General features: G+C 51.6%; 22 protein-coding genes. 8 read left to right on the top strand and 14 right to left on the bottom strand.

What is annotated here, in order from left to right:
* Positions 1-4: 4 nt before the first annotated feature.
* Positions 5-1,246 carry a hypothetical protein gene (locus B7989_RS05635; protein WP_088627581.1) on the bottom strand — a complete coding sequence of 414 codons (1,242 nt, stop codon included), beginning with the start codon at positions 1,244-1,246 and terminating at the stop codon, positions 5-7.
* Positions 1,243-2,739, bottom strand: a complete 1,497-nt coding sequence (locus tag B7989_RS05630) for a hypothetical protein (protein WP_144264977.1) — start codon at positions 2,737-2,739, stop codon at positions 1,243-1,245. The genes B7989_RS05635 and B7989_RS05630 overlap by 4 nt, the downstream gene beginning before the upstream one ends.
* A 131-nt stretch (positions 2,740-2,870) precedes the next feature.
* On the opposite strand from B7989_RS05630, the gene thrC reads away from it, so the two are divergent.
* A complete protein-coding gene (gene thrC, locus B7989_RS05625; RefSeq protein ID WP_088627579.1) occupies positions 2,871-4,211 on the top strand; it encodes a threonine synthase in 1,341 nt (446 codons plus the stop codon).
* 87 nt (positions 4,212-4,298) lie between these two features.
* Here thrC and B7989_RS14240 read toward each other — a convergent pair whose 3' ends face one another.
* From B7989_RS14240 to B7989_RS13970, 3 genes are all read right to left on the bottom strand, one after another.
* Complete coding sequence (locus tag B7989_RS14240) at positions 4,299-4,430, bottom strand: hypothetical protein (RefSeq protein ID WP_255406377.1); 132 nt, start codon at positions 4,428-4,430, stop codon at positions 4,299-4,301.
* 17 nt (positions 4,431-4,447) lie between these two features.
* A complete protein-coding gene (locus B7989_RS05620) occupies positions 4,448-6,235 on the bottom strand; it encodes a hypothetical protein (protein WP_144264976.1) in 1,788 nt (595 codons plus the stop codon).
* A gap of 63 nt (positions 6,236-6,298) precedes the next feature.
* Entirely contained in the window at positions 6,299-6,475 is a 177-nt protein-coding gene (locus B7989_RS13970) for a hypothetical protein (protein WP_158212869.1), read from the bottom strand.
* A 178-nt stretch (positions 6,476-6,653) separates the two neighbouring features.
* Here B7989_RS13970 and sufB point away from each other — a divergent pair, with 178 nt between their 5' ends.
* Positions 6,654-8,069 (top strand): Fe-S cluster assembly protein SufB, encoded by a 1,416-nt coding sequence (sufB, locus tag B7989_RS05615; RefSeq protein WP_088627577.1) that lies wholly within the window; start codon positions 6,654-6,656, stop codon positions 8,067-8,069.
* 7 nt (positions 8,070-8,076) lie between these two features.
* On the opposite strand, the gene B7989_RS05610 is transcribed toward sufB, so the two are convergent.
* Positions 8,077-8,622: a DJ-1 family glyoxalase III gene (locus tag B7989_RS05610; RefSeq protein WP_088627576.1), complete on the bottom strand. Its 546-nt coding sequence runs from the start codon at positions 8,620-8,622 to the stop codon at positions 8,077-8,079.
* 196 nt (positions 8,623-8,818) lie between these two features.
* On the opposite strand from B7989_RS05610, the gene B7989_RS05605 reads away from it, so the two are divergent.
* From B7989_RS05605 to B7989_RS05595, 3 genes are all read left to right on the top strand, one after another.
* Complete coding sequence (locus B7989_RS05605) at positions 8,819-9,697, top strand: Hsp33 family molecular chaperone HslO (RefSeq protein ID WP_088627575.1); 879 nt, start codon at positions 8,819-8,821, stop codon at positions 9,695-9,697.
* A gap of 4 nt (positions 9,698-9,701) precedes the next feature.
* Entirely contained in the window at positions 9,702-10,319 is a 618-nt protein-coding gene (gene thrH / locus B7989_RS05600; RefSeq protein WP_088627574.1) for a bifunctional phosphoserine phosphatase/homoserine phosphotransferase ThrH, read from the top strand.
* 314 nt (positions 10,320-10,633) lie between these two features.
* Entirely contained in the window at positions 10,634-10,948 is a 315-nt protein-coding gene (locus B7989_RS05595) for a YbjQ family protein (RefSeq protein ID WP_072798645.1), read from the top strand.
* Between the two features lie 3 nt (positions 10,949-10,951).
* On the opposite strand, the gene trpA is transcribed toward B7989_RS05595, so the two are convergent.
* The 8 genes from trpA to B7989_RS05555 form a co-directional block, all read right to left on the bottom strand.
* A complete protein-coding gene (trpA, locus tag B7989_RS05590) occupies positions 10,952-11,704 on the bottom strand; it encodes a tryptophan synthase subunit alpha (protein ID WP_088627573.1) in 753 nt (250 codons plus the stop codon).
* Between the two features lie 5 nt (positions 11,705-11,709).
* Positions 11,710-12,990, bottom strand: a complete 1,281-nt coding sequence (trpB, locus tag B7989_RS05585) for a tryptophan synthase subunit beta (RefSeq protein ID WP_233144264.1) — start codon at positions 12,988-12,990, stop codon at positions 11,710-11,712.
* A 250-nt stretch (positions 12,991-13,240) separates the two neighbouring features.
* Positions 13,241-14,410 carry a DHH family phosphoesterase gene (locus B7989_RS05580; RefSeq protein WP_233144263.1) on the bottom strand — a complete coding sequence of 390 codons (1,170 nt, stop codon included), beginning with the start codon at positions 14,408-14,410 and terminating at the stop codon, positions 13,241-13,243.
* Positions 14,411-14,665: 255 nt separating this feature from the next.
* Positions 14,666-16,153, bottom strand: coding sequence for a bifunctional indole-3-glycerol phosphate synthase/phosphoribosylanthranilate isomerase (locus tag B7989_RS05575; RefSeq protein ID WP_088627572.1), 1,488 nt, complete (start codon positions 16,151-16,153; stop codon positions 14,666-14,668).
* Positions 16,153-17,343, bottom strand: a complete 1,191-nt coding sequence (locus B7989_RS05570; protein ID WP_088627571.1) for a cytosine permease — start codon at positions 17,341-17,343, stop codon at positions 16,153-16,155. Before B7989_RS05570 ends, B7989_RS05575 begins: the two co-directional genes overlap by 1 nt.
* A gap of 110 nt (positions 17,344-17,453) precedes the next feature.
* Positions 17,454-18,380 carry a LysR family transcriptional regulator gene (locus B7989_RS05565; RefSeq protein ID WP_088627570.1) on the bottom strand — a complete coding sequence of 309 codons (927 nt, stop codon included), beginning with the start codon at positions 18,378-18,380 and terminating at the stop codon, positions 17,454-17,456.
* Between the two features lie 126 nt (positions 18,381-18,506).
* Entirely contained in the window at positions 18,507-20,102 is a 1,596-nt protein-coding gene (locus tag B7989_RS05560) for a bifunctional anthranilate synthase component II/anthranilate phosphoribosyltransferase (RefSeq protein WP_088627569.1), read from the bottom strand.
* Between the two features lies 1 nt (position 20,103).
* Positions 20,104-21,552 (bottom strand): anthranilate synthase component I family protein, encoded by a 1,449-nt coding sequence (locus tag B7989_RS05555; RefSeq protein ID WP_072798624.1) that lies wholly within the window; start codon positions 21,550-21,552, stop codon positions 20,104-20,106.
* A 412-nt stretch (positions 21,553-21,964) separates the two neighbouring features.
* Here B7989_RS05555 and B7989_RS05550 point away from each other — a divergent pair, with 412 nt between their 5' ends.
* Genes B7989_RS05550 through B7989_RS14075 form a run of 3 tightly spaced genes read left to right on the top strand, consistent with a single transcriptional unit; the run spans position 21,965 to position 24,575 of the window.
* Positions 21,965-22,630 carry a hypothetical protein gene (locus B7989_RS05550; RefSeq protein WP_088627568.1) on the top strand — a complete coding sequence of 222 codons (666 nt, stop codon included), beginning with the start codon at positions 21,965-21,967 and terminating at the stop codon, positions 22,628-22,630.
* Between the two features lie 31 nt (positions 22,631-22,661).
* The gene (locus B7989_RS05545) at positions 22,662-23,279 is read left to right on the top strand and encodes a hypothetical protein (protein ID WP_144264975.1); all 618 of its coding nucleotides are present in this window, start codon (positions 22,662-22,664) and stop codon (positions 23,277-23,279) included.
* A gap of 3 nt (positions 23,280-23,282) precedes the next feature.
* Positions 23,283-24,575 (top strand): hypothetical protein, encoded by a 1,293-nt coding sequence (locus tag B7989_RS14075; protein ID WP_088627566.1) that lies wholly within the window; start codon positions 23,283-23,285, stop codon positions 24,573-24,575.
* The last annotated feature ends 3 nt before the right edge of the window (positions 24,576-24,578 follow it).

Raw genomic sequence — 24,578 nt, 5'->3', positions numbered from 1 at the left:
AATCCTACCTACGCTCCTGTCCCCAGGTCGCGATACCGGTCAAACCGATTCGCAGGCCGACGAACATTTCTTCCCATTCCGACTTGACATCGGAGAAGCGCTTGCCCCCCTGGAAAGCGACATCGATTGTAGTCCCCTTGCGACCCAGCGGGAATCCGCCGCCAATCGAGCCACCCACTTCAAAAACATCCTTGATATACCAGTTTCTGTACCAGGCACCTGCACGGTAGTTGATACGGTTCCAGTAAGATTCATAGAACAGCGGGCTGCCGTCAAACTGGTAACCGAGCGAAACCATAAAGTCCGTCTGGGTTTCTGTCACCTCGGGCATATTCCAACCGCCCGCAATGTTTTCGATATCCTTGTCCCACACGCGCCAGGTCAAGTCCATCATGACATTGTGGCGCTTTGCCAAACGGTAGTTGATACCGGTCGCAAGCATGGCGGGCACATCGATTTCGCGCTTAACACGGGAGGATTCCAGCGTATCCAATTCGGTGAATCTAAAGTTGTAGTCCAGCGTGTTCAGCAGAGTATAGCCCGTCGTAAACGAGAAGAAGTAAGAGGCGTTTTTGCCACGATACTGGAGAGCTCCCGTGTAGTATGCCGGATGGTCCTTGATTTCCCAGGCGCCTTCAACATAGTCCGAAAGAATGTAGTCGCCTGTCGCCCAGGAATCGCTCTTGTCGATACCCTCATTGTTGGCGCCAAGAGTCAGGTTTCTGGAGTTATTTCCCATCACGACGTGAGCGGACGCGCCCAAAGAAAGCGAACGGAAGAACGGCAAGCGGACGGCGTAAGTCGGAACGAGTTCATAGACGCTCCCCTTGTATTCCAGCTTTGCGTTCGCATGGGTTTCCTTGTTCTTGTATTCGTCTTCAAAAGACGCGGCATAATGCTGCCACAACGAAAGACCCATCGCACCGAACGAACCCATGGGGAACGAAAGGTTGAAAGACGGCATCGACAAGCTGGAATAGGCGTAATGTTCGCCACCATTGCGGGCACCATCAAGCTCCATCGAGAAGTTCAGGTTAAAGACCACCTTCGCATCGAAAGCCAAGCGAGCCGGGTTCACCACAGAAAGACCTTCGGCATCACCCGTCTTGGCGTTACCGGCAAAGCCACGGCCTGCAGCCGAAGCGGTACCGCCCATGACGTTTTCTTCGCCCAAGGCATCCAAACCGATCATCGAAGAAAAAGCAAAACCCGAAAAAACACCTAACGCAAGCAAAAACTTTTTCATTTTTCATCCTCCCGCTTGGATGCAAGCCAGAGTTTGACGGTCATCGGATTCTCCATTGCCGTCGAGAAATCGTAGCGGGCATAGTCAAAATAACCGAAGTACTTGTAAAGAGTATCGTTCTTGGTTTTATAAGTCGTATCGCCTTTAGCGGACACCACCTTCGTCTTTTTGGTAATGATCGTGTCCCTGTAAACAGTCATCTTTTCTTGCAAGAACGGCCAGCCAATACGCATGCTGAACTTCATGCTACGGCCATCGCTTGCCTTATTGAGGAAATCGCGGAAACCATACGAAAGCTGAAGTGTCAAGGAATCGCCATCATGGAACACCAGGTTCTGGTGGCCCTCGCTCAAGATTACCGCGGTATCGAGGCGGTACCTTTCCATACGGCGGTAGCGGAGGTCGGCGGTATCCAGATAACGCATGTCGGCACTGTCGACATAAGAGCCGGCCACGATCTGGATCGGAAGTCCCAGTTCGTTGTTTCCCTTGGAGTCATCGCGGGCCATCGTGATTTGTGCATGAATCACCGTCTGGCGGACATCGTTACTGTCGCCCTTGGTGAACGGGAATTCATCGCCATAGAATTCGGACAGGGCCTCAAGGATAGGTTCGGACGGAATTTCCACCACCAGGGAATCAAAAACTCCACCGCCATGAAGAATGGCGCATTCCGGGCATTCTTCTTCGTTTTTCACGATATTGGCCATACGGAACGGATTCGGAGTCGGCTTCATGTAGGTTGTAGAATCGGAATAGAGCACCAGAGACGGCGGATAAGTGGAAGAGGCGTCTCCATAGAAGCGGTAAAGACGAGGTGCGTTAGGGGCAGAAAGGCGCAACTGCAAATGAGCGGAGCCCTTCACCTTCTTGAGTTGTTTTACCAAGGCAGACGGAAGGTCAAGACGAACTGCGGTCGTCGTATCGTTTTTCACGCGCTTCATGTTGACCACGGTATCGGCAGAGCCATCGCTCTCCCATTCCGTCAGTTCCTTGTACCAAGTCGAATCAGCGATCTTGGTAATCTTGTTGAAATACGACTTGTAAGAATCCTTGTTGTTCGTTTCAAGTTTCCAGCTTACCGTCACTTCGACTTCGTCGTCGAACGGCAGGGAATCGCTGGGATACTGCTTTGCATTGTAGAACGGCTTAAGCCACGAAAGAATGAGGAACGCACCCGCGGTATCGGACTTGCTCATTTTCTTCATGAAACTCGTATCCGAATAGGCCAAATCAAAAACCAAGTCATGCGTGAGGTTCGAAACATGACCAAGCACAGCATTCACATCGGCGGACTTGGGACGCATATCGAAATTCACCTCGACCGAAGACGGCTTGATGTTATCGATGGTCAAAGTTTGCACTTGGTAGCTATTCGGAAGGCCGCGGTCAGAGAGCCAAGATTCCAAGCCATTATCGTCAGAATCAAACAAGCAGGACGTCAACGCCATAGAGCACAGCAACGTCACCACAATCAATTGTGTCGTTTTCAAATTATTAAACAATGTTTTCTTCACTCAGTACTCCGAGTCTAGTCTGTAATTCCGTGGAGAATATAGCAAATTAGGCTACAAATAACCGCGTATTTTTCCTATATTTACCCCCGAAAAAACTAGAGGATATTATGTCTCAATTCAACGCCCATTTTAGGAACATCAACGGGGACGATACTTACCCGCTGACCGACGTCATTTACCGCAGCAAGGTGGACGGTAGCCTGCTCGAAGTCGAACACGACCGCGCAGCCCTTGCCAGCAAGAGCCCCGACGAATGGAAGAAGCTCTTTGCCGAACGCCGCATGAGCTTTGAACCGGCCGACATGAGCGGCATCTGGAGCAAGCGCGAAATGGTGCTCCCCGACATGCCTCTCGAAGACATCGTGACCATGCGCGAAGGCTGGAGCCCGCTGTTTGACGCCGCTCCGCTCGCCAAGGAAATGGGCATCAAAAGCCTCAAGGTCAAGCTTTGCGGTAACTCTCACACGGGTTCTTTCAAGGACCTGGGCATGACGGTTCTCGTGAGCCAGGTGAACCACATCATCAAGAAGAAAATCCACGAAATCGATGCCGTGGCTTGCGCTTCTACCGGTGACACCTCCGCCGCATTGAGCGCCTACTGCGCCAAGGCCGGTATCCCGAGCATCGTGTTCCTGCCCGCCGGCAAGACCAGCGTTGCCCAGCTGATCCAGCCGATTTCTAACGGCAGCATCGTGCTCGCCCTCGACACCGACTTTGACGGTTGCATGAAGATTGTCCAGCAGGTCACTGCCGACAACCGCATTTACCTCGCCAACTCCATGAACAGCCTCCGCGTCGAAGGCCAGAAGACGATTTCTCCGGAAATCTGCCAGGAAATGGGCTGGAAGGTACCCGACACCGTGATTATCCCGGGCGGAAACCTGGGTAACGTGAGCGCTCTGGCCAAGGGTTTCGAAGACTGCAAGGCCATGGGCCTTATTGACCGCATTCCTCGCATTATCGTGGCTCAGGCCGAAAACGCCAACCCGTTCTTCCAGGCTTACGAACGCGGCTTCGACAAGCTCGTTCCGATGCAGGCCAAGAAGACTCTCGCCTCTGCCATCCAGATCGGTAACCCGGTCAGCTATCCGAAAGCCGTACGCGCCATCCAGAAGACCAACGGCATGGTCGTGAGCGTTACCGAAGAAGAACTCGCTAACGCCGCCCACCGCGGCGACCGTATCGGTCTCTACTGCTGCCCGCACACTGGCGTGGCTCTCGGCGCCCTCGAAAAGCTCGTGGCCGCAGGCAAGATTGACAAGGAAGAAAATGTGGTCGTCATCAGCACGGCACACGGCCTCAAGTTCACCGAATTCAAGGTCGGCTACCACGAAAAGAAGCTCGAAAATATCTGCTCCAAGTTCGCGAACCCCGTGTTCAAGGCCCCGGCAGACCTGGGCGCTGTCATGGACATCCTGAAGAAAGAGATGGCCGAACGTAGGCGCTAATCGACCCGTCCCCTTTTTAAAAGGCATTAAGATAGCCCCGGATTTTCATCCGGGGCTTCTTTTTAAAGACTTTCGCCACGCAACATCTTAGACATCTTGCTTAGACGATTCGTCAAGCATGCTAAGCTGTCCACCATAGCTGATCTGCAACAAGGATTCTTGCGGCTTGAGAAGAATTTCCTTCATTTCAGGCGCACGATATTCTTTCTTATTTTCCATATTCAATCTTCCTTTTATTAAAACTTCGTTTTTTTGCCATAGTAAGCCCCCTTGGCCTCGGGCTTACCCTTCACATTGCGACCATTTAGATCAAACACTCGATGGTCACGACTCATGCGGATTACACCCGTACGCGTATCGAGTGTGCCGATAACGGTCGTCTGTTCGCCCGATTCGTCAACCACCACGACATCCATGGTTTCGGGCAAGGATTCAATCATGGCAGGCTTTAAAGGTGCCGGAACATCGCCGCTGTAAATCATGTAAGCACGCATCGGATTGATGTAAGCACCTGCGCCAACTTTTACAAAGTCACCGACTTTGCATTCACCTTCTTCGGCAGCCGCAAAGCCATAAGCCACAGCGCGTTCCGGGTCGTCTTCGTCCCAGACCTTATACGAATACATGCCACGGAATTCCCATGGGCCCACATAGCTGGAATTGGAATTTCCAGTCTTTACAATTGTAACAGAGCCTTTGAACGTAAGATCTGCCCGGGACGTCTGAATAATATACGGTGTATTCGCCTTCAACGTGAAGGACTTGAGACCGGAGTTATCCGACCAGAGTTCCGTCATTTCCACTTTTTTCGGAGATGTTTCCTGTTCCTGCGAAACTCCATTAAAAGCCAAAACCTTCGAAAGTCCAACTATATTATTGGTACTGATGGCGAAAGGCAGCACAATTGTCGAATAGGCATCGGGCGTAAATTCGCGATCGAGGCGGACAGAGTTAACCTCAATATCTTTTTCAACTTTAACCGTATCTTTGTCTTTGTATTCCCCATCAATAACAGCCCAAGGCCCATATTGGTCTTTATAAACCGTAAGTGCTCCATAGTGCTGTTCATCAACTACGATTTTGAAATTCTTGACGGCAACACCGTAATAACCCTTATTGTTTGCGAATATGGTCATACGGGCCGTACCAACATTAACATTGTTTTCACATTTGACGGTATAATCGGAACCCAAAACCAGTCGATCTTCAGCATTTTTCGAGCCAAATTTATGGTGATCCGTAATCACGACCTCTGGGCAAATAGAGTCCCCCGTATAGGGCTGATCAGGGATATCAGAAATTGAGATGCTATCATGAGAAAGCCATCGCTGCGAAACGATTTCAGAACAGCGTTCAGGGCAACCTCCATTATAGGGACCAATTGCGCAAATGTTAAAATCATAGGCGCCGACACGATCTTGCATTCTAAATTGAACCGAAACAAGCTGCTTTGCGGCTTTTTCACCACTAATAAGCAAAGCACGAATAGACAACCAAGTCGGTTGCTTAAAATCGCTCCACTTGAACTGCAGGCTGGTATCTTTATTTGTTACAGGGAGCGTCACATACGGATTCCCATATTCCATGTCATAGTCAACTTTATCACCAAGACCTAACTGAAGAGCCGTTCTCGCGGTCGAGCGATAAGTAATACAAAGGCCACCCCAATCAGAAGCATCTCCCGGAGCCGAAGTCGTATCCGTATCGGATGTTTGTCCCACGACATTGAAGGCAACCGTCATATACGGATATTCAAACCCTTTTTCTAGCATGGCGGTTCCGCATAGACCATTACAACGTTCTAGTATCGGCGTCACATCTGTGGGGCTATACTCGTTTCCTAATTCTGCAGGCCAGATAACACTTGATTTTCCATCGGCTATGGAATCACTCATAACGTACCAGCGGCCTTCTGTTTCGGTAGCATTTCCGAGTTGCGTATCGACAGAACTATGCTGATTCGCTCCAAGCCAGGTTTCAAAACCAAACGAAGTGGATGCCGCAAGCAACGACGCTAGACCCAACAACACTCTTTTCATTTGTTCTCGTCCTTCTTTTTGCAGTTTGTATAGACAAACCTACAAAAATCAGCACGATTTGCCATCTAGCCTTTCGCCGATGACTAGGCTCAAATAGGCAATCGCGGCCGATACCGATGCGACAACGCTGCCGGAACCGTAGAACATGACTCCAAATACGGCCGGGGCAAGCATCAGAAGCGTGGAAAACAGAATGTTGTTATTTGCAATGCTAAAGCGATTCATAATTTACCTCTCTTTTACGCAAACAAATATACCTATAAAATACTGACAAAAATTGTCATTTTCAGCATTCAATTTTCGCTGAATTGCGTGTAGGGAGTCTTCGTTATGGCAATTTGCACTAGTACAGTGGACGCATCGTCCCCCTTTTACTATCTTTACGCCCGCAAAAAGGTGTAAAATGAGCGAAAACTATAAATACGGTTTTGTAACGGATATCGAAAACGAGGCCTTCGAGAAAGGTCTGAACGAAGATGTTATCCGCAGGGCGTCCAAGCTCCGCGGTGAACCGCAGTTCATGCTCGATTTCCGACTAAAAGCGTATGAAAAGCTCAAGACCATGGAGCAGCCGAACTGGGGCGAACTGAGTTTCAATCCGGTGGACCTGCAAGACATTGTCTACTACTCCGCCCCGAAGACTAAGAAGAGCCACGAAAAGATTGAAGATGTTGACCCGGAACTCCTGGCCACCTTCGAAAAGCTCGGCATCCCGCTGGACGAACAGAAGCGACTGGCCAACGTGGCCGTGGACGCAGTCTTTGACTCGGTGAGCATCTACACCAGCCACAAGCGCAAGCTCATGGAGATGGGCATTCTGTTCTGCTCCATCAGCGACGCCATCAAGGAATACCCCGAACTCATCGAGGAATACCTGGGCTCGGTGGTGCCTGCAGGCGACAACTATTTTGCAGCCCTCAATAGCGCCGTCTTTGGCGACGGAAGCTTCGTCTACATTCCGCCTGGAGTCAAGTGCCCCATGGATCTTTCCACCTACTTCCGCATTAACAACAAGGAAGCAGGCCAGTTTGAACGCACCTTGATCATCGCTGATGAAGGCGCCAGCGTAAGCTACCTCGAAGGCTGCACCGCGCCGGAATTCAGCAGCAAGCAGTTGCACAGTGCCATCGTGGAACTGGTGGCCAAGGACAACGCTTCGATTAAGTATTCCACCGTGCAAAACTGGTACGCGGGCGACCGTGAAACGGGAGCCGGCGGCGTGTACAACTTCGTCACCAAACGTGGCAAGTGTGCCGGCAAGAACAGCCGCATCAGCTGGACGCAGGTCGAAACGGGCTCTGCCATCACATGGAAGTATCCGAGCTGCGTGCTGCTGGGCGACAATTCCGTCGGAGAATTCTACAGCGTGGCCCTCACCAACGGGCACATGCAGGCTGACACCGGCACCAAGATGATCCACATCGGCAAGAACACCAAGAGCACGATTATCAGCAAGGGTATCAGCGCCGACTATTCTAGCAACGCCTACCGCGGCGAAGTGAACATTCACAAGTCGGCCACGGGTGCCCGCAACTACACCCAGTGCGACAGCATGCTCGTGGGCGACAAGAGCGCTGCCCACACGTTCCCATACATCACGGTAGCAAACGCCAGTTCCACCACCGAACACGAAGCCACCACCAGCCGCATCAGCGAAGACCAGCTTTTCTATTTCGAAAGCCGCGGCATCAAGCGCGAAGACGCCATCCAAGCGATGGTGGGCGGATTCTGCAAAGATGTATTTAAAGAGCTCCCGGGCGAATTCGCCACGGAAGCCCGTCAGTTACTGACACTCAAGCTCGAACATTCTGTAGGTTAGCGGCAATCTATCGTGCCACGACCTGCTTGCGGATTTTTTCCGTAAGTTCGCGGCCGCCAAGCTGCGCTATGCATTCAAAAGCAAATTCTTCGGCAGAGCCTGCGCCACGGCTCGTGACGATGTTCCCGTCTACGACCACGCGGTCTTCGACGAACTTTTTACAGACAAGTTCACTTTCGCAGCCCGGGAAACAGGTCGCAGTCTTATCGGCAAGGATTCCCGCCTTGCTGAGCACCAGCGGAGCCGCGCAAATCGCAAAAATCCACTTACCTTTGTCGTTAAATTCGTGGATGACTTTTTCCACTTCGGCAGAGGCTTTCAAATTCTTGACGCCCGGACCGCCACCCGGCAAAAGGACGCCATCAAAAGCAGTCGAATCAGCACCCGAGAGAGCAAAATCCGTCGCAATCGCAAGGCCATGGGCCCCCACCACTTCGGTGTTGCCCGAAACAGATGCCAAAGCGACCTCAAAACCCGCCCGCTGCAGGTAGTCGAAAGGAGTCACGAATTCGGTTTCTTCGAAACCATCAGCCAACAAGAAAAGTATTTGCATATTAAACCTCTTTTTTATGAAATCTAATTAAAAATCATTAGATCCTTCGACTCCGAACCTATGGTTCTTCTCCACAAAGTGGATAACAGCCACTAAGGGACTCCGTCCCAAGTGTTGTATAGCTCAGGATGACACAACACCAACTTTCTCTCGTCTTTCGTCTCTCGCCTCTCGTCTAAAATTCTATCTTTGGGCCATGAATTTCAAGGACCGCATTATCCGCGCTACGGGCAAGAAGACGCCCTTCCGCCTGATTGTCGTCGACTTGACCGCGACGATGAACGAAATCGGCAAGAAGCATAACGCACAGGGTTTCGCCCTCAAGCTCCTCGCCGAAAACTCCATCGCAAGCATTTTCTTGAGCGCCTCGCTCAAGTTCCCGGGCACCGTGAGCTTTACCACCCGATTCTCGGGCGAAATCACGCTGGTGCAGTCGGACTCCACGCCGCAGGGCCTGGTGCGCGCCATGATTCCGCAGCCGGAACTCCAGGCCGTTGGCGGTAACGAACCCGCCCTCATTCCGCAGAGCGTCCGCGTCGTCAAGCTGAACGAACAGGGCAAGCGCGTCCACGAAAGCATTATCGAGGCTCCCGCCGTATCCATGGGCCAGAACCTCGCCACCTACCTTTTGCAGTCCGAACAGATCCGCTCGGCCGTAGGTATTGAAGCCGCCTTTAACAAAGAAGACCCAAGCAAGCTCGACTACGCCGCCGGTTTCTACATCGAAGCCTTCCCCGACCTCGAAGACAAGGACATTAACCTGATCGAAGTCATTATCCAGAACTTGCCGAAATTCTGCGACATGAACACGCCCGAAGGCTTTGACCTGGACGAGCTCCTGGACCAGCTGCGCGGCCCCTACGAAATCGATATCGTCAAAGAAATCGACCCGAAGGCCTACTGCCCCTGCAGCCGCGAACGCACCGTGGCAACGCTTGCAACGCTCCCGCTCAAGGACTTGCAGGATCTCGAAAAAGAAGGCAAGGACCTCGAAGTGGTTTGCGACTTCTGCCGCACCCCATACCAGATTACGATTGCGGATTTGCGCTCCATCATCAACGAACGAAAGAAATAGCCCTATGTTTACCAAGCAATGTGTCGTTACCCTGGACCTTGAAGGTGTCCTCGCCCCTGAAATCTGGATTGCCGTCGCCGAGAAAACCGGCATTAAGGACCTGCGCCTCACCACCCGTGACATTCCCGACTACGACGTACTCATGAAGGGCCGCATCAAGATTCTCGAACGCGAAGGCATCAAGCTTTCGGACATCCAGAACGTGATCGCAAACCTCGGACTTCTCGACGGCGCCCGCGACTTTATGGACAAACTCCGCGACGAAGCCCAGGTGATTATTCTTTCGGACACGTTCCAGGAATTCGCCTACCCCATCATGAAGAACCTCGGATTCCCGACCATCTTCTGCCACAACCTGGAAGTCGAAAACGACATGATTAAGGGCTACCACCTGCGTCTCAACGACCAGAAGACGAAGGTCGTGAAGCACCTGCAAGACCTCAACTTCAAGGTGTTCGCCAGCGGTGATTCCTTCAACGACACGGGCATGCTCAAGCAGGCCGACAAGGGCTGCTTCTTCTGCGCCCCGGACTCCATCGTCGCCCAGTTCCCGCAGCTCGAAGCCACCAAGACCTACGCCGAACTCCTGGAAAAGTTCCACCAGTTCCAGGCAACGCTGTGATTAGTAGACAGTAGGAAGTAGACGGTAGACCGAAAAAGGGGGAAGGCTGGTCTTTCGCTACGCTCAAGCCCCAACAGATCGGCTCGGTTATGTCAAACTCCGTTTGCCACAACACTCGCCTTGAAGCTGTTGTCCCCCTGCCTGCAGCCTAGCCCTGTTGTCATGCCCCGCTTGACGGGGCATCTCTTTTTTCAAGTCCCTAGATAATTGTTTTTTTGCTTTTATTAGTGACACTTTTGTTTTGGCTTGGTGTTTTATTTATGTAATTTTGAAGCGGCGTCGAAATTCGCGATTACAAACAAAAAGGAGAACATATGAAACTCTACACAACAGACTTTATCACCGGCAAAGAAATCGAAACGCTTCAGATGGTGCGCGGGAGTGTTGTCTTTAGCAAGAACGTGGTGCGCGACGTATTTGCCGGGCTCAAGACGCTTGTAGGTGGCGAAATCGCCGGCTACACCGAGATGCTGAACGACGCTCGGAACATTGCTATTGAACGTATGGAAAATCAGGCCGGAATGATTGGGGCAGACGCCATCGTGAACGTGCGCTTCGCAACCGCCTCGGTGATGGCTGGCTCCGCAGAAATCATTGCCTACGGAACCGCCGTCAAATTCAAGAAGTAGTTTCTACTTCCCCGCAATTTCCTTAGCCTTCGCCTCGATTTCGGCGATGGCTTTTTTGCGGCCTTCGGCGGAGTCTTCGTTAGAGAGCACGAGGTTCACGAATACGGAGCCCGCGACCACGGCGTACACATGCTTGCTGAGCACCTTGGATTGCTCTCCATTGCGGATACCGAAGCCGCCGAGCACCTTGGCACCACCCTTACCGACGGTGTCGATAAAGTCAAGCGTTGCCTGGTCAATCGTCGTTTCGCTACCGGTCGTACCGGCGCGGAGTGCGGCGTAGATGTACTTGAAGCCCTTAGAGGCCATTGCTTCGAGGCGTTCCTTGGTCATGCTGGGAGCGGCCACCGGGATGTTTTCGAGACCATGCTTCTTGCAAGCTTCAGTCAGACCTTCGTCGCCGTCGAAGGGCAAGTCCGGAATGATGCAAGCGGACACGCCTGCGTCCTTGCACATCTTGACAAAATTTTCGATGCCCGGCGTAAAGGCGAGGGAACCATAAGTCATGATGTAAATGGGCGTTTCAGGGTGGCGTTCGTGAATCTTCTTCACGATTTCAAGACCCTGCTTGGTAGAATAGCCCTTGTCGAGAGCAATGGTCGAAGCCGTCTGAATGGCCGGACCGTCGGCACTCGGATCACTGAAGGCAAGTTGGATTTCAAGGATGTTTGCGCCACCCTTCACAAGTGCGTCGGCGATAGCGATAGAAGTTTCAGCGTCAGGAAAACCCGCAATAAGATGAGACATTAAATTCATGGTGATTACTTCCTTGTCATAATTTCGGCGTCGTGGATGTCTTCGTTGTTTTCGAGGCGAACAAGTTCGGCCTTCAGGAATTCCTTCCACTTTTCGGGGCGGAACACCGGGCTCGTGATAAAGATGTCCTTGTCGCCGCGGCCACTCATATTGATGACGAGCGCCTTGTCCTTCGGAAGTTCCTTCGCAATCTTCATGGCGGCTGCACCGGCGTGCGCACTTTCGAGGGCGAAGAGAATACCTTCGTTACGGGCAAAGAACTTCACCGCTTCGAGAGCCTCCTTGTCGAGGATTGCCGTAAATTCCACGCGGCCCGATTCGCCGAGGGCAGCGAGCTGCGGGCCGATTCCCATGTAATCAAGCCCCGCCGAGATGGAACGAGTCGGCAGCGACTGGCCGTCTTCATCGATGAGGAAGCGGCTCTTGTAACCCTGCAGAATGCCTTCGCGGCTCGCGTTACCCGTCATACGGGCAGCATTTTCACCCTTGTTCGGGCCAATGCCACCGGCTTCGGCACCAATCAGGCGCACATTCTTGTCTTCGATAAACGGAGTGAACACGCCGATAGAGTTGCTACCGCCTCCCACGCAAGCGACAACGGCCGCAATGTCGATGTTGCGTTCTGCGGCCTGGCGCTTGACTTCTTCACCGATAATCGACTGGAAGGTACGAACAATATCCGGGAACGGAGCCGGGCCGAGAGCAGAACCGAGCACATAGTGCGTGTTCTTGAAATTCGTAGCCCAGTCGCGCATGGCTTCGTTCACGGCATCCTTAAGGGTGCGGGCCCCACTCGTGACCGGCACAACCTTCGCACCATACATTTCCATGGTCGCCACGTTCGGCTGCTGGCGACGAACATCCACCTCGCCCATATAGACCACACATTCGAGGCCAAGTTTTGCGCAAGCGGCAGCCGTCGCAAGGCCGTGCTGACCGGCACCCGTTTCGGCGATAATGCGGGTTTTGCCCATCTTCTTGGCCAAAAGGCACTGACCGATGGCGTTGTTGATCTTGTGCGCACCGGTGTTGGCAAGGCCTTCTAGCTTGATGTAGATCTGCGCACCGCCCAGGAGTTCCGTGGCAGTCGGGGCAAAGTACAGCGGCGTTTCGCGGCCAATGTAGTCGCGCTGGATGATACGGAGTTCTTCGAGGAATTCCGGATCATGGATGTACTTGTTGAAAGCCACTTCGAGGTCGTCGAGCGGACGGCGGATGATTTCGGCAACATACTTGCCACCGAACTTGTCAAAGAAACCGTTATTTGAAGAAGTAGTCATATTCATTCTCGTGTCATCCTGAGCGGAGGGCAAAGCCCGAAGTCGAAGGATCTAGTTTAAGGTTTATTCTTATCGGTCTAGGTTAAGGGTTAAAGGTTCATGGTAAAAAAATTAAAGGCCTTCGGGAGTCCGAAAGCCTTTTACAAACACTTGATGAAATCAGCAAAACGGACTCTATTTAGTAGAGCCCCACCACCAGCGGTTGAAACGGATTGCTGAATTCATCTTCATGTGCCCTAATTTAGGAAGTCTAATTCTATTTGGCAAGGGGTTGAGCTGAATTTTTTTCTATTGCATCCGTAACCATGGGTACTACGTGCGTCTTGCGGCTCAACGTTTCCGCAGAATAGCAAATTCCGTCTTTCACGGATTCCCCGAATGCGCTTTCGGCGATTTCCTTCGCCTTTTCAGCATAATCGCCAACCCCATAGTACAAAATATAGGTACCGGCATTCAAATACAGGCTATCTTCCGAAGCTGCCGGATTTGGATTTAGCGTATGCAGGTCCACCTTGGACAACAGAATATCACGGTCCTTTTCCTTGGCAATTTCCGGCATGACCGCAAACATCCGTTCAAAAAATTCATCCTTGGTCGAATCGTCATACCAATTTTCACTCGCGATACCCAAATCAAAGCCGCCGATAGTATAATCCTTATAATCCGCCAGGAAAATTTCCTTGTCGGTCATTCCGCTCATATCGTGTGAAGCGTCAGACATTCCCCTAAAAAGACTCCGCACACTATCCGAGGACATCTTAAGCTGATTCATCAACTCACCGAGCACAACGCTATCCGCACGGGTCGTATTTACCTTGGTCAAGTTCCGCGTATCAGAGAGAATCCCCGCGAGCAAGATTTTAGCAACCTCATCGTCCAACTTTACATCAGCCTCCTGATAAAGATACTTTATCAGCGTACAAGTAGACCCCCAAAGTTCTCGCCGCACATAAGCAGAAGAATCCGCATCAATATCCCCCGGCGTATGGTGATCGATAATCTGCAAAATTTTCGCCTCATGCGCCCCGTCAACAGACTGCACATACTCGGCATGGTCGGTCAAAATGAGCCTAGTACCAGGCTTCACCGACACCATCTCATCTGGCAATTCAAATCCCAACTGTTTCGCAACGAACTCTGTCTCTCGATTAACAGGACTCGAAACCTTCGCAACCGCATTGTGCCCCATGGCACGCATCAACGCCGCATAAGCCAAGGACGACGTCACCGCATCCACATCGGGAGTCTTGTGCCCGAACACATACGTCGTATCATCCCCCCAATCCATAGCCGCGATACTTTCTTTAAATTCAAAATCACACTTACAACTCGCATTCTGCCCAGTAGAAGAATCATCTCCACAAGCACATATCAGGGTTCCCATCGCCACCCCCAAAAACAAATTCGACAAAAATTTATCTTTCATGCCATAAATATAAGAAAGACTCTCGACGATCGAGAGTCTTCCGTTAAACACTTGATGAAATGGCAATGCCTAAATCCCTTCTTTGAGAACCTCGTCGATAGCGGCGCTAGCGTCAAAGCGGATTGCCAATTTCATCTTTATGTCTTCAATATATATACTAATTCGTTGTCTGTCAATAGGTTAGCGTAAGATTTTTGTAAAAAAAATCTTTCGTAATTTGTACAAAAAGGCCTAAATTCGGCCATTTGGGGCAATTTATGAAAGAGCAGCAAACAACGCCTTCAGCTTTTCGCTGTTTTTGATTCCGGGGGCGTCTTCGACACCGCTGGAGACATCGACGAGTTCCGGGTGGAACTTTTCGACAATCGCACCCACATTTTCAGACGTGATACCGCCGGCAAGCCAGAGCGGCAAATCCCCCGCTTTTTCGCGGAGCAGTTTTTCGGGAATGGTCTTACCCGTACCGCCAGGGATTCCTTCGACCTTGGCATCCAAGAGAATGCGGGGTTCACCATTCTTGCGGAGAGCGGTCACCTTATCAAAATCGGATTCCTCGCCCACGCGGGCGGCACAGTAATGCGGCAAGTCGCTGTATTCGGCTTCGGGAGCTACACCGTGGAACTGGACTGCATCGAGCACGCCTTCGCGAGCAAGCTTGATAGCAGTTTTGCCTTCAACGGATTCGGGATCGGTGATGACTCCAACAAGAATCGGACGGTTCGGGCCTATCTTTTCGGCAAAGCTGCGCACGAATTCTTCGGTGGTCAGGCGCTTGGTAGTGCTGAATACAAAGCCGAGCATGTCGGCGCCGAGTTCAGCGGCAAGCTTACCATCTTCGTCGCGAGTAATGCCACAAATTTTAACGAGCGGGCCCGCCTTTTTGGCAGCCTTGCGTTCTGCAAACTTTTTCCAGAACTTGCCGCGGGCATTCTCGGAGCCCGATTCAAACGCATGCACCACTTCTTTAGCAAGCGGCGGATTCTTGGCAACGGCCTCGCCCACCAGGATTCCCGTGAAGCCAAGGTTGCGGGCATAAGTCGCATCGGCCGGGCATAAAATTCCAGATTCAAAAACAGCCTTCGCCGGAAGTTTGCTACGCACCGACGCCGGCACCAGCGGATCCGTATGGAAGGTCGCCAAATCGCGAGAATTCACGCCCGCGACAATCGTCTTGGCAGCAGATTCGCCAAGTGCTTCGGTCACGACTTTCAGCTTGCGCAAGTCGTCAGTTTCGCGGACTTCCACAAAGGCCTGCATATCAAACGATGCAGCACGCTTCGCCATGCGCACGAGCTGTTCGTCATCCAAGATACGGGCAATCAAAAGCACTGCATCGGCACCGCAACGGTAAGCAATATCGATTTCATCTTCGAATAAAAGAAAATCTTTGCGAAGTACGGCGCAGGCATGCAAGCCCTGCTTGCGGCGGCTTTCCATCAGGTTCGCCACGGCAATCAAGTCACGCAGCGTTCCCTTGAAAAAATTCGTTTCAGTAAGCACTGAAACCGCCTGCGCATGAGCCTCGGCATAAGTCGTCGCAAGCCCTACCGGATCGAGATCCGGCGCGATATCGCCCTTCGAAGGCGATGCTCGCTTGACTTCGAGAATCGCACCTGCATTACCGAGGAATTCGGTATGGCCCACCTCGCGCTTTTCAGGAATTTCAATTCCAAAATTCAGGCCAAGCCGCTCGATATCCTCGCGGCGCATCCGTACGATTTTCGCTAAAATGTCTTCGCTCATTAATTTCCCTTAGGCTTCAAAGTCAAGGTTTTTGAGAAAAGATAGGAAATTACAAAAGACACGACGACAGAAAGCAGCGTGGGACCGAGGAATACCGATTCCAAATGGGCCGCATACTGGTACACCGCAAAGCCAACCAACCAGGCGAACAGGTTTCCAATCCAAAACGCCTTGCCGACTTTGCTGTGGTCTGTAAGGTAGAACGACACCAAAAGCACAGCCGCCATAGGAGCAAACACCGAGGCTATAAGGTAAAGGAAGCTGATATAATGTTCCATAATACCCGAAATGGCAAGAACGGAACTCAGAAGGGCAACAACAACACCCGCCGTCTTGTGCTTTACCTTACCATGAATGACCTTGATCGATTCACCCGCAGAGTTCGCCGCGAGAAAATTGGTCGTAACCGTAGATGCAACCACAATGATAATCCCCGGAACGCCAAAACCGGCAAGCAAAATAGCCTGGGCAATATCGTTATTCACGCCAAGTCCAGAAATTTCGACACCCAGAATATACATCCAAAGGCTTGCAATCGTATACGCAATAGCTGATGTTGCTGTGGCCGAAAGCGGATTTTCAGCATCCTTCGTATAGTCCGAAATCACTGGCAACCAAGAAAGAGGCATGGCAATCGAAATTTCAAAAATGGTCCAGAAACCAAACAGGTGCTTTGCCGTAGAGCCCGTCGGCGCCACGTTGATTCCAAGCAACTTCACCGAGAAAGCAACAAGCAAAACCGTAAGCGCTGCAACAACAACTGTTGCCACATTTGCCGAACGCTTGAGACCGACCTTGACCCAAATGGCAATCAGTACCGCAAGAATCACGCACGAGGCCGGGAACGATATCGGTAAATTCAGGCCACCCAGGGCGCGGGCACCTTGGGCGTTCAGCACAGCCACCCACGCAAGCAACTGGAATGCGTTAAGGGTCGCAAAAAACTTGGAACCGAACTTTCCGAATGTGGATTCCGTGGTCTGCATGGCATTCAGGCGAACGCGGGCACCGATAAGCCCCACGAAGAACAGTAAAATACCACCCAGAATATGCCCGAGCACCAAGGGTAGCCACAGGGAATCGTGAGCGGATTCTGCACCTATTTCGATACCGGCTTCAATTTCGGAAACCGAAACGGCTACACCGAACCAAACAATTCCATTCGTAAGCAAGCCATAACGCTTTTTCATGTCTATAAACTCCTGATAAATAACGTGCGCAAAATAAAAAAGCCCATGCCCTTATACAAGGTTTGGGCTCATACTGTTTTTTGATGTTTCGTTATAGTAAAAATCGATAACTACGAGTTGCATGTTGCAAGATAACGCTGCAGTTCTTCGACATAGCGCTCGCCCACCAGACCAAGCAACATGTTGCGCTTGGCGATGTAGCCGATTTCCATGACGCGGCGAGACTCTTCGCTCTTGTCCTTGAAGGGAACTGCCAGGTAATCGGAACCGTTCAATTCTTCGCAGATAATGCCGGAGCAAAGCGTGTAACCGTTCAAGCCAATCATCAAGTTCAGCATGGTAGCACGGTCGTTCGCCTTGATGGTACGCTTGTATTCGTTCGTACTCAGGATTTCTTCGGCAAAATAGAACGAGCTGTTGTCACCCTGTTCAAAAGAAAGGCACGGATATTCAGCCAGTTCATCGAGCGTAATGAACTTGTTGTTGGCAAGCGGGTGGCCCTTCCACAGGTACACATAAGCCTTACAGTCGATGAGCTTATGGAATGCGAGGTCGCGGGCATTCAGCAAGTTCATGATAATCTTGCGGTTGAAATCGCTCAGGTAAAGGATACCGATATCGCTCTTGAACGAGGCCACATCTTCGATGACTTCTTTGGTACGGGTTTCGCGGATAGCAAATTCGTACTTGTCCGTATCGAAAAGCTTGACGGTTTCCACAAAGCTCTTGACCGCAAAGGAATAATGCTGCGTCGAGACGCCAAACTTCTTTTTGCGCTTGCCGATTTTGCCGTACTTGTCGAGCACCGATTCGTAATGATGGTAAAGTTCGCGAGCGTACGCAACGAATTCTTCGCCTTCGCTGGTGAGTTTGACACCGCGGCTAGTACGGTTGAAAATGAGGATATTCAATTCATCTTCAAGATCCTTAATGGCGGCGGTCAGCGACGGCTGCGAAATATAAAGTTTTTCGGCGGCCTTGTTAAAGGAACCGGTTTCTGCAATGCCGATGGCATAACGTAATTGTTGTAGAGTCATGTTTTTCGGCCTCCTGTTGAAAATCGTTGCGGTTTTATTTTCCTAGTTATTTAGTAGGAATAAAAATATAGTTAAAAGCTATAAGGTTGGCAAGGGGTTATAAAACCCTTTGCCAACCTTATTTGATTACGAGTTGGTTGCGACCTTGACTTCTTCAATCTTTTTCAGGACCGAGCCGTCTTCCATCGCCTTCATGGCCTTATCGAAGCCTTCCTTGAGGCTGGCAGCCTTCTTGCTGATGTAGAGGGCGGCACCGGCGTTCAGGGCACAGGCATACTTGATGCCCGGGCGGCCCTTGCCGTTCAGCACGTCGAGAGCGAGGTTGAAGTTGTCCACGCCCGTACCACCGGCGAGGTCTTCGGGGTCCACGGCCGGGACGCCGAATTCCTTCGGGTCGATGCGGTATTCGCGATATTCACCGTCTTCCAAGATTTCGGCAATGGTCGTCGGGACGCACGGAGAGATTTCGTCGTAGCCGTCATCGGAAATGGCGACCATCACGCGCTTGGCACCGAGGGCCTTTGCAGCCTTGGTGAACGGTTCCAGAATCGACTTGCTGTAAACGCCGAGCATCAGGTACTTGGCTTCGGCCGGGTTCGTGAGGGGGCCGAGCAGGTTCATGATGGTCTTGACACCGAGGGCACCACGAACCGGGCCGGCAAAGCGCATGGCGCTGTGGTAGACCGGAGCCATGAGGAACACGAAGTTCGTCTTGTCGATGACGCTGGCGGCCTTTTCCGGAGTCATGTCCAGCTTGAAGCCGGCTGCGGTATAGAAGTCGGCAGCACCGGACTTGCTGGAAACAGCGCGGTTGCCGTGCTTGGCAATCTTGGCGCCACAGCTTGCTGCGATAAGGCCGGAGAGAGAGCTCACGTTGAAGCTTCCCTTGCCGTCGCCACCGGTACCCACGATGTCGGTGAGTTCATCACCGCTGTAGGGGAACTTGCGCTTCTTGCTGCTGAGCACCTTGGCGCAACCTGCGATTTCTTCGGTCACGGGGCCCTTGCTAGAAAGTGCGGTAAGGATTGCGGCCATCTGGCGTTCGTCCATGATACCATCGGTCAGGTCTTCCATGAACATTTCGGCGGTTTCGCGGCTCAGGTCCTTGCCTGCGGTAAGCGTGTTCAAGATTCCGCGGATGTCGAGCGGTTCGCGACGGTAGTTGAGGAAAGCCTTGAAGAATTCGTCGGCACGGCCGCTGGCAATAGATTCCGGGTGGAACTGCACGCCTTCAATCGGGAGCGTCTTGTGACGAATGCCCATGATGTCGCCGTCGGTCGCGCGGGCGGTCACTTCGAAGTCAGAAGAGAGCGTCGATTCGTCGATGACCAAGCTGTGGTAACGCGTGAAGATGTTCTTCTTGCCAATGGTGCGGAAGAGGCCCTTGCCGTCGAGGTCGATTTCTTCGGCGATGCCGTGCTTGATGAACTTGGCCTGCACAATCTTGGCACCGAAAGCGTAACCGATAGCCTGGTGGCCGAGGCACACGCCGAGAATCGGGAGCTTGCCAGCAAAGTGCTTGATAGCTTCGACGGAGATGCCGGCGTCTTCGGGGCGGCCCGGGCCCGGGCTCACGATGAGGCGGCTTGGGTTCAACTTTTCAATATCTGCAATGGTGCATTCGCGGCTACGGAGCACGCGGATTTCTTCAGTGGTAATCTTGGCCAGCGCCTGGTAGACGTTGTAAGTAAAAGAGTCGTAGTTATCGATAATGACGATCATCTTAGTTTTCTCCTTCGAGCACGGCGCGGATGGCACCCAATTTTTCGTTCGTTTCTTCAAATTCGCGGTCAGCATTCGAGGCCGCTACAATGCCACCACCGGCCTGCAGGCTGATGGTCTTACCCTGCTTCAAGCAGCAACGGATAGCAATACAGAAATCCAAGTCACCGTCGGATTCCATATAGCCCACGGCACCGGCGTAGAAACGGCGCTTGACCTTTTCGAGGCCCGAAAGGATTTCAATCGCGCTGATTTTCGGGGCGCCGCTCACCGTACCTGCCGGGAAGCTGGAGCGCAGCACTTCGATGGCCTTCTTGTTCTTCGCCACACGGCCCTGCACGTCAGAGACCAGGTGAATCACGTGGCTGAACTTTTCGCATTCCATGTACTTGGTGGTTTCCACCGTACCGGCTTCGCAGACGCGGCCGAGGTCGTTACGGGCCAAATCCACCAGCATCAGGTGTTCGGCGCGTTCCTTCGGGTCGCCCTTCAGGTTCTTCATCAAGGCTTCGTCTTCTACGTCATCCTTACCACGGCGGCGGGTGCCTGCAATCGGGTGAATGGTAGCGATGCCGTCACGCACGCGCACCAAGCTTTCCGGCGAAGCACCGATAAACTGGTGCGTACCGTAATCAAGGAAGAACATGTACGGAGACGGGTTCACCGTGCGGAGGCGGCGGTAAATGTCGAGTGCTTCGATATCGCTTGCAAACTGGATGCGGCGAGAAGGCACAGCCTGCACGATGTTACCGGCGATGATATGCTTCTGCAGGGCTTCGACCTTTTCGGTGTATTCCTTGCGGGACTGTTCCAAGTCCGTCATCGTGATGCCCTTACCGTACTGCTTTTCCGGAGCGAGGTAGCTGAAGTCGAGGTCAGCGAGGCGGGCCTTCACCTTTTCAATCGCAGCCTTCAAGTCAATCTGGTGTTCTTCATAGTTCAAGGCGAACAGGTGAAGCTTTTCGGTAAAGTGGTCGAACACGATGTAAATGTGACCCACCAGGAATTCCGCTTCGGGGATGTTCAGTTCGTCCACCTGCGGAGCGAGGCGAATGGTATCGCAGCGGGCGCAAAATTCATAGCCGAGGTAACCCACGCCCGAAGAAGGAATAGGAATCTGGTTGGGCGGCACCGTATTTTCGGCAGAAATCAGCGTGAGGGCGTCCAAAATATCGCCTTCGCCTTCCTTGAGGAACACGCTTTCCTTGCCGTCAACAACGATGCTCACGTCCTTGTCATTCTGGCGCAGACGGAAGCCTTCGTCCACCATCAGAGTCGAATAACGGCTACGACCGTGGGAGAAGCTAGCGGATTCGAAAATAGCCTTCGCACCGAGCTTCTTGCCGAGCGAAAACGGGGTGTAACGTTCACCGGGCAGTGCCACGTAGATACTGTCGGTACGGGGTTCGAAGTTGGGGCTTTCAGTAATGTGCCTTATGTTCGTAGTCATTTTGATCCTCTGGTTTAAAAATTCGTTTGCCTTTTCGTTTCGGGTTCTGCAAAGGCTTAGGTCCCGGAGGATTTCAACGATTTTGGTAAAAGAGAAAGGCCTCCGTGAGTCCGGAAGCCTTTGCTTTAAAATCTTGGGTGATTTGCGACAAATACCGGGCTCTATGTCAGAGTCCGCGCCACCAACGACGGTTAAGGGTTGCACTTGTTGCGTAAATCATCATGGCCCAAAAATACCTAACAAAATTCCCATTGGCAAGGGGTTTGCAGTTTTTTTTCGTAAAAAAATTGAAAATATCAGCCCAAAAAGGCAAAAATCAGCCCCAGTTATCACACTATTTTGCCCCTACATTGCAGGGTAATAATCATTTATATATATTCGTTATCGAGAGATATTAAGAAGGGAGAACAGCATGTTCTACAAACATTGGAAAAAAATTGCACTCGCCCTGGCCGGATTTTTCTGGGCCAGCTGCGACAGCGATACCACCTCTGCAAATGGCGCTGAAGACCCCAGTTCCAGCAGCGTAGCGACACCCGAATCCAGTTCCAGCGTAGCAACCGGAAACGAAACGACATCCAGTTCTAGCGAAAAGCAGGCTCAGGTCTCAAGTTCTAGCGAAGCGACTGAAGCAAGTTCCAGCAGCTTCGAGCAGATTATGCCCGCTTATGGAGTTCCGGACGATCCCATTTTGAATTCCAGCAGCAGCGGCGACACACTAGTCGAAGCACAACCTTTATACGGCGTTGTCATGGACAAATACATTTGCACCCAGGTAAAGGGCGAATCCACGATGACATGCGCTGACGGCGCCACCTGTACGCAAAAAACCGAAGAGCGTTGGGGTGGACTCCCCTGCAGCAACGACATCTGCCCTGATTACGGCGTGGTGCAGATTTCCGAAAACACCTACGAATGCGACGGCAAGGTTTACAGCGAAGCCGAATTCCATGCTCGCTACGAAAAGATGACCATTGTCGACGATCCGGCACAGGACACCTCGTTTAAGGATATGCAGCCAGTCCTTTATGGACCTCCCTGCGTATTTAACGGCACTTGCAACGACGAAAAGGAATAGAAGTCGTTAGTCGACCGTCAGGGAATCAGCCATGTTTTACAAGCACTGGAAAAAGATCGCTCTTGCTCTGGCCAGTTTTTTCTGGGCCAGCTGTGGAAGCGATGGCTCCAGTGAAGACATTTCCTCAATCCAAGCAAACCCCAGTCTTTATGGGATAATAGAACCCATAGAGCATGATCCCAGTGTTATTACATCCTCTTCCAGTTCGGCAGAAGAAAGTTCCAGCAGCGAGTTCATTGAGATGGCTCTCGACTATGGCGTTCCGTACGATCCTCCATACGGTCCTGACGACAAAGTCTTGATATACACAGACGAAACACTCTGCTTCAACGATTCGGCGCAAAATGTCGAAGGCAGGGTGTTCAAGATTATTGACTGTATCGACGGCAACAAGTACCTTCGAGATCCGTCTGATGCCGGTTTCGAGGGCGTTGAGCTCCCCGAAGGAGTCCAGGTTTTCGCCCCGAAGGCTGGTAGCGAAAAAGCACCCAACTGCACCAGCGACCAAGATATCTGCATTGAACGCAACCCTTTCAAGCCGATTGAGCAGGATTCACTTGCAGGCTGCCACCCCATTATCGATTGCCCCGCAAAGCTAGATGGTGAAATCTTTATTAAGGTGGATACAACATCTATTAAGGGGGAATAAAGTATGTTTTACAATCACTGGAAAAAAATTGCTCTCACGCTGACCGCATTCTTCTGGGCCAGCTGTAGCGAAACAACCGAGGACACTCCGCTTTACGGATGCCCTCCGGACGGTTGCTACGACGAACCCGAAAGCAGCGATTCGAACAACGAAGAATCTAGTTCTAGCGAGACAAACGGAACCGAGAATGGAGATTCGTCCAGCAGCGAATTCTTCAACCCTCCGGTTTACGGAGATGAGCCCGTATTCGGAGAATCCAGCTCCAGCAGTGAATTATCCGAAGAATCCAGTTCCAGCGAGGAGGCAACGGACCGTTACAAGCTCGCTAGCGACACAAACATCACCTGCAAATACACCGACGAAAGGGTATTCCCGGGCAATTGCCTTCTCTATGACAACTATTCAAAAAAAGGGGCTGCTAACGACGATGAGTTTGCCCCCCTCTACGGAGTCCCTCTCTATGGGACACCATCTTGTGTAAGGCCTGAAATCAACCTGAAATATGAATGTTCCGACGGCAAGACCCGTATAGTACACGACCCCGTCGAGAACCCCCTTGTAAATAAAGAAGACGGAAAACTGCTGCAAGAGGGCCAAATGCTATACACTTGGGACGAATACGCCGCCAAGTTCCGCAACAGTTCCAGTTCCTCCGTAGCGGCAAGCTCCAGCTCAGGCGATGTCACTTGCGTGCCCGGAGATTCGGCCATAGCGTATTACCCGCCCTCCTATTCAGCCGATATCGCTAAAATGGACGCTGAAGAAAAAGCTAAGTACGAAAGCAGTCGCAAAATCGACAGCACTGTAAATACATTGAATTCGGTTCCACAGTGCATCGCCGATTTGCAGCAAGAACTTGACTCGTTTGTCGCACTATATGGCGCTCCGATCCAAATTCACACAAATGAAGTTTGCAGCGACGGAATCACGCGTCCGACGCAGGAATATCTCGATTACCTGACGATGAAAGAGGAATGGGAAAAGAACAAACCCGCCCTGGACAAAGAATGTCAAAAGATTTATGAAGACAAGCTAAAGGATATCGAAGATCAAATCAACCAATGCCTGGCAACATCAAACCCCAACACCAATCTGACGGTTTGTGATCTTGAAGCCATGTGCCCTGTATACGGAGTAACCTCAACATGCACCAACATGTATCGATGCAAAGATGGTGTTACTTGCACTAGAAACGATGGCGAAACAGATATCAAATGCATTGACAAACAGGGTGAAAGCGTCACCTACACCAAAAACGAATTCAACAAGAAATATTACCCCAAAGAACGTCATTAGGAT

The sequence above is a fragment of the Fibrobacter sp. UWB5 genome (assembly GCF_002210295.1).
Classification (GTDB): domain Bacteria; phylum Fibrobacterota; class Fibrobacteria; order Fibrobacterales; family Fibrobacteraceae; genus Fibrobacter.
The sequence above is the reverse complement of the archived record's forward strand: the minus strand, read 5'-3'. Positions and strand labels throughout refer to the sequence as shown.

What these genes read in the sequence shown, in the direction of transcription:
- B7989_RS05560 (WP_088627569.1), bottom strand. Translation starts at nt 20,102, where the DNA reads ATGATCGTCATTATCGATAACTACGACTCTTTTACTTACAACGTCTAC.
- B7989_RS05545 (WP_144264975.1), top strand. Translation starts at nt 22,662, where the DNA reads ATGTTTTACAAGCACTGGAAAAAGATCGCTCTTGCTCTGGCCAGTTTT.
- B7989_RS05550 (WP_088627568.1), top strand. Translation starts at nt 21,965, where the DNA reads ATGTTCTACAAACATTGGAAAAAAATTGCACTCGCCCTGGCCGGATTT.
- B7989_RS05570 (WP_088627571.1), bottom strand. Translation starts at nt 17,343, where the DNA reads ATGAAAAAGCGTTATGGCTTGCTTACGAATGGAATTGTTTGGTTCGGT.
- B7989_RS05580 (WP_233144263.1), bottom strand. Translation starts at nt 14,410, where the DNA reads ATGAAAGATAAATTTTTGTCGAATTTGTTTTTGGGGGTGGCGATGGGA.
- trpA (WP_088627573.1), bottom strand. Translation starts at nt 11,704, where the DNA reads ATGAATTTAATGTCTCATCTTATTGCGGGTTTTCCTGACGCTGAAACT.
- thrC (WP_088627579.1), top strand. Translation starts at nt 2,871, where the DNA reads ATGTCTCAATTCAACGCCCATTTTAGGAACATCAACGGGGACGATACT.
- B7989_RS14240 (WP_255406377.1), bottom strand. Translation starts at nt 4,430, where the DNA reads ATGGAAAATAAGAAAGAATATCGTGCGCCTGAAATGAAGGAAATTCTT.
- B7989_RS05565 (WP_088627570.1), bottom strand. Translation starts at nt 18,380, where the DNA reads ATGACTCTACAACAATTACGTTATGCCATCGGCATTGCAGAAACCGGT.
- trpB (WP_233144264.1), bottom strand. Translation starts at nt 12,990, where the DNA reads ATGAATATGACTACTTCTTCAAATAACGGTTTCTTTGACAAGTTCGGT.
- B7989_RS05575 (WP_088627572.1), bottom strand. Translation starts at nt 16,153, where the DNA reads ATGAGCGAAGACATTTTAGCGAAAATCGTACGGATGCGCCGCGAGGAT.
- sufB (WP_088627577.1), top strand. Translation starts at nt 6,654, where the DNA reads ATGAGCGAAAACTATAAATACGGTTTTGTAACGGATATCGAAAACGAG.
- B7989_RS13970 (WP_158212869.1), bottom strand. Translation starts at nt 6,475, where the DNA reads ATGAATCGCTTTAGCATTGCAAATAACAACATTCTGTTTTCCACGCTT.
- B7989_RS14075 (WP_088627566.1), top strand. Translation starts at nt 23,283, where the DNA reads ATGTTTTACAATCACTGGAAAAAAATTGCTCTCACGCTGACCGCATTC.
- thrH (WP_088627574.1), top strand. Translation starts at nt 9,702, where the DNA reads ATGTTTACCAAGCAATGTGTCGTTACCCTGGACCTTGAAGGTGTCCTC.
- B7989_RS05555 (WP_072798624.1), bottom strand. Translation starts at nt 21,552, where the DNA reads ATGACTACGAACATAAGGCACATTACTGAAAGCCCCAACTTCGAACCC.
- B7989_RS05605 (WP_088627575.1), top strand. Translation starts at nt 8,819, where the DNA reads ATGAATTTCAAGGACCGCATTATCCGCGCTACGGGCAAGAAGACGCCC.
- B7989_RS05595 (WP_072798645.1), top strand. Translation starts at nt 10,634, where the DNA reads ATGAAACTCTACACAACAGACTTTATCACCGGCAAAGAAATCGAAACG.
- B7989_RS05610 (WP_088627576.1), bottom strand. Translation starts at nt 8,622, where the DNA reads ATGCAAATACTTTTCTTGTTGGCTGATGGTTTCGAAGAAACCGAATTC.
- B7989_RS05635 (WP_088627581.1), bottom strand. Translation starts at nt 1,246, where the DNA reads ATGAAAAAGTTTTTGCTTGCGTTAGGTGTTTTTTCGGGTTTTGCTTTT.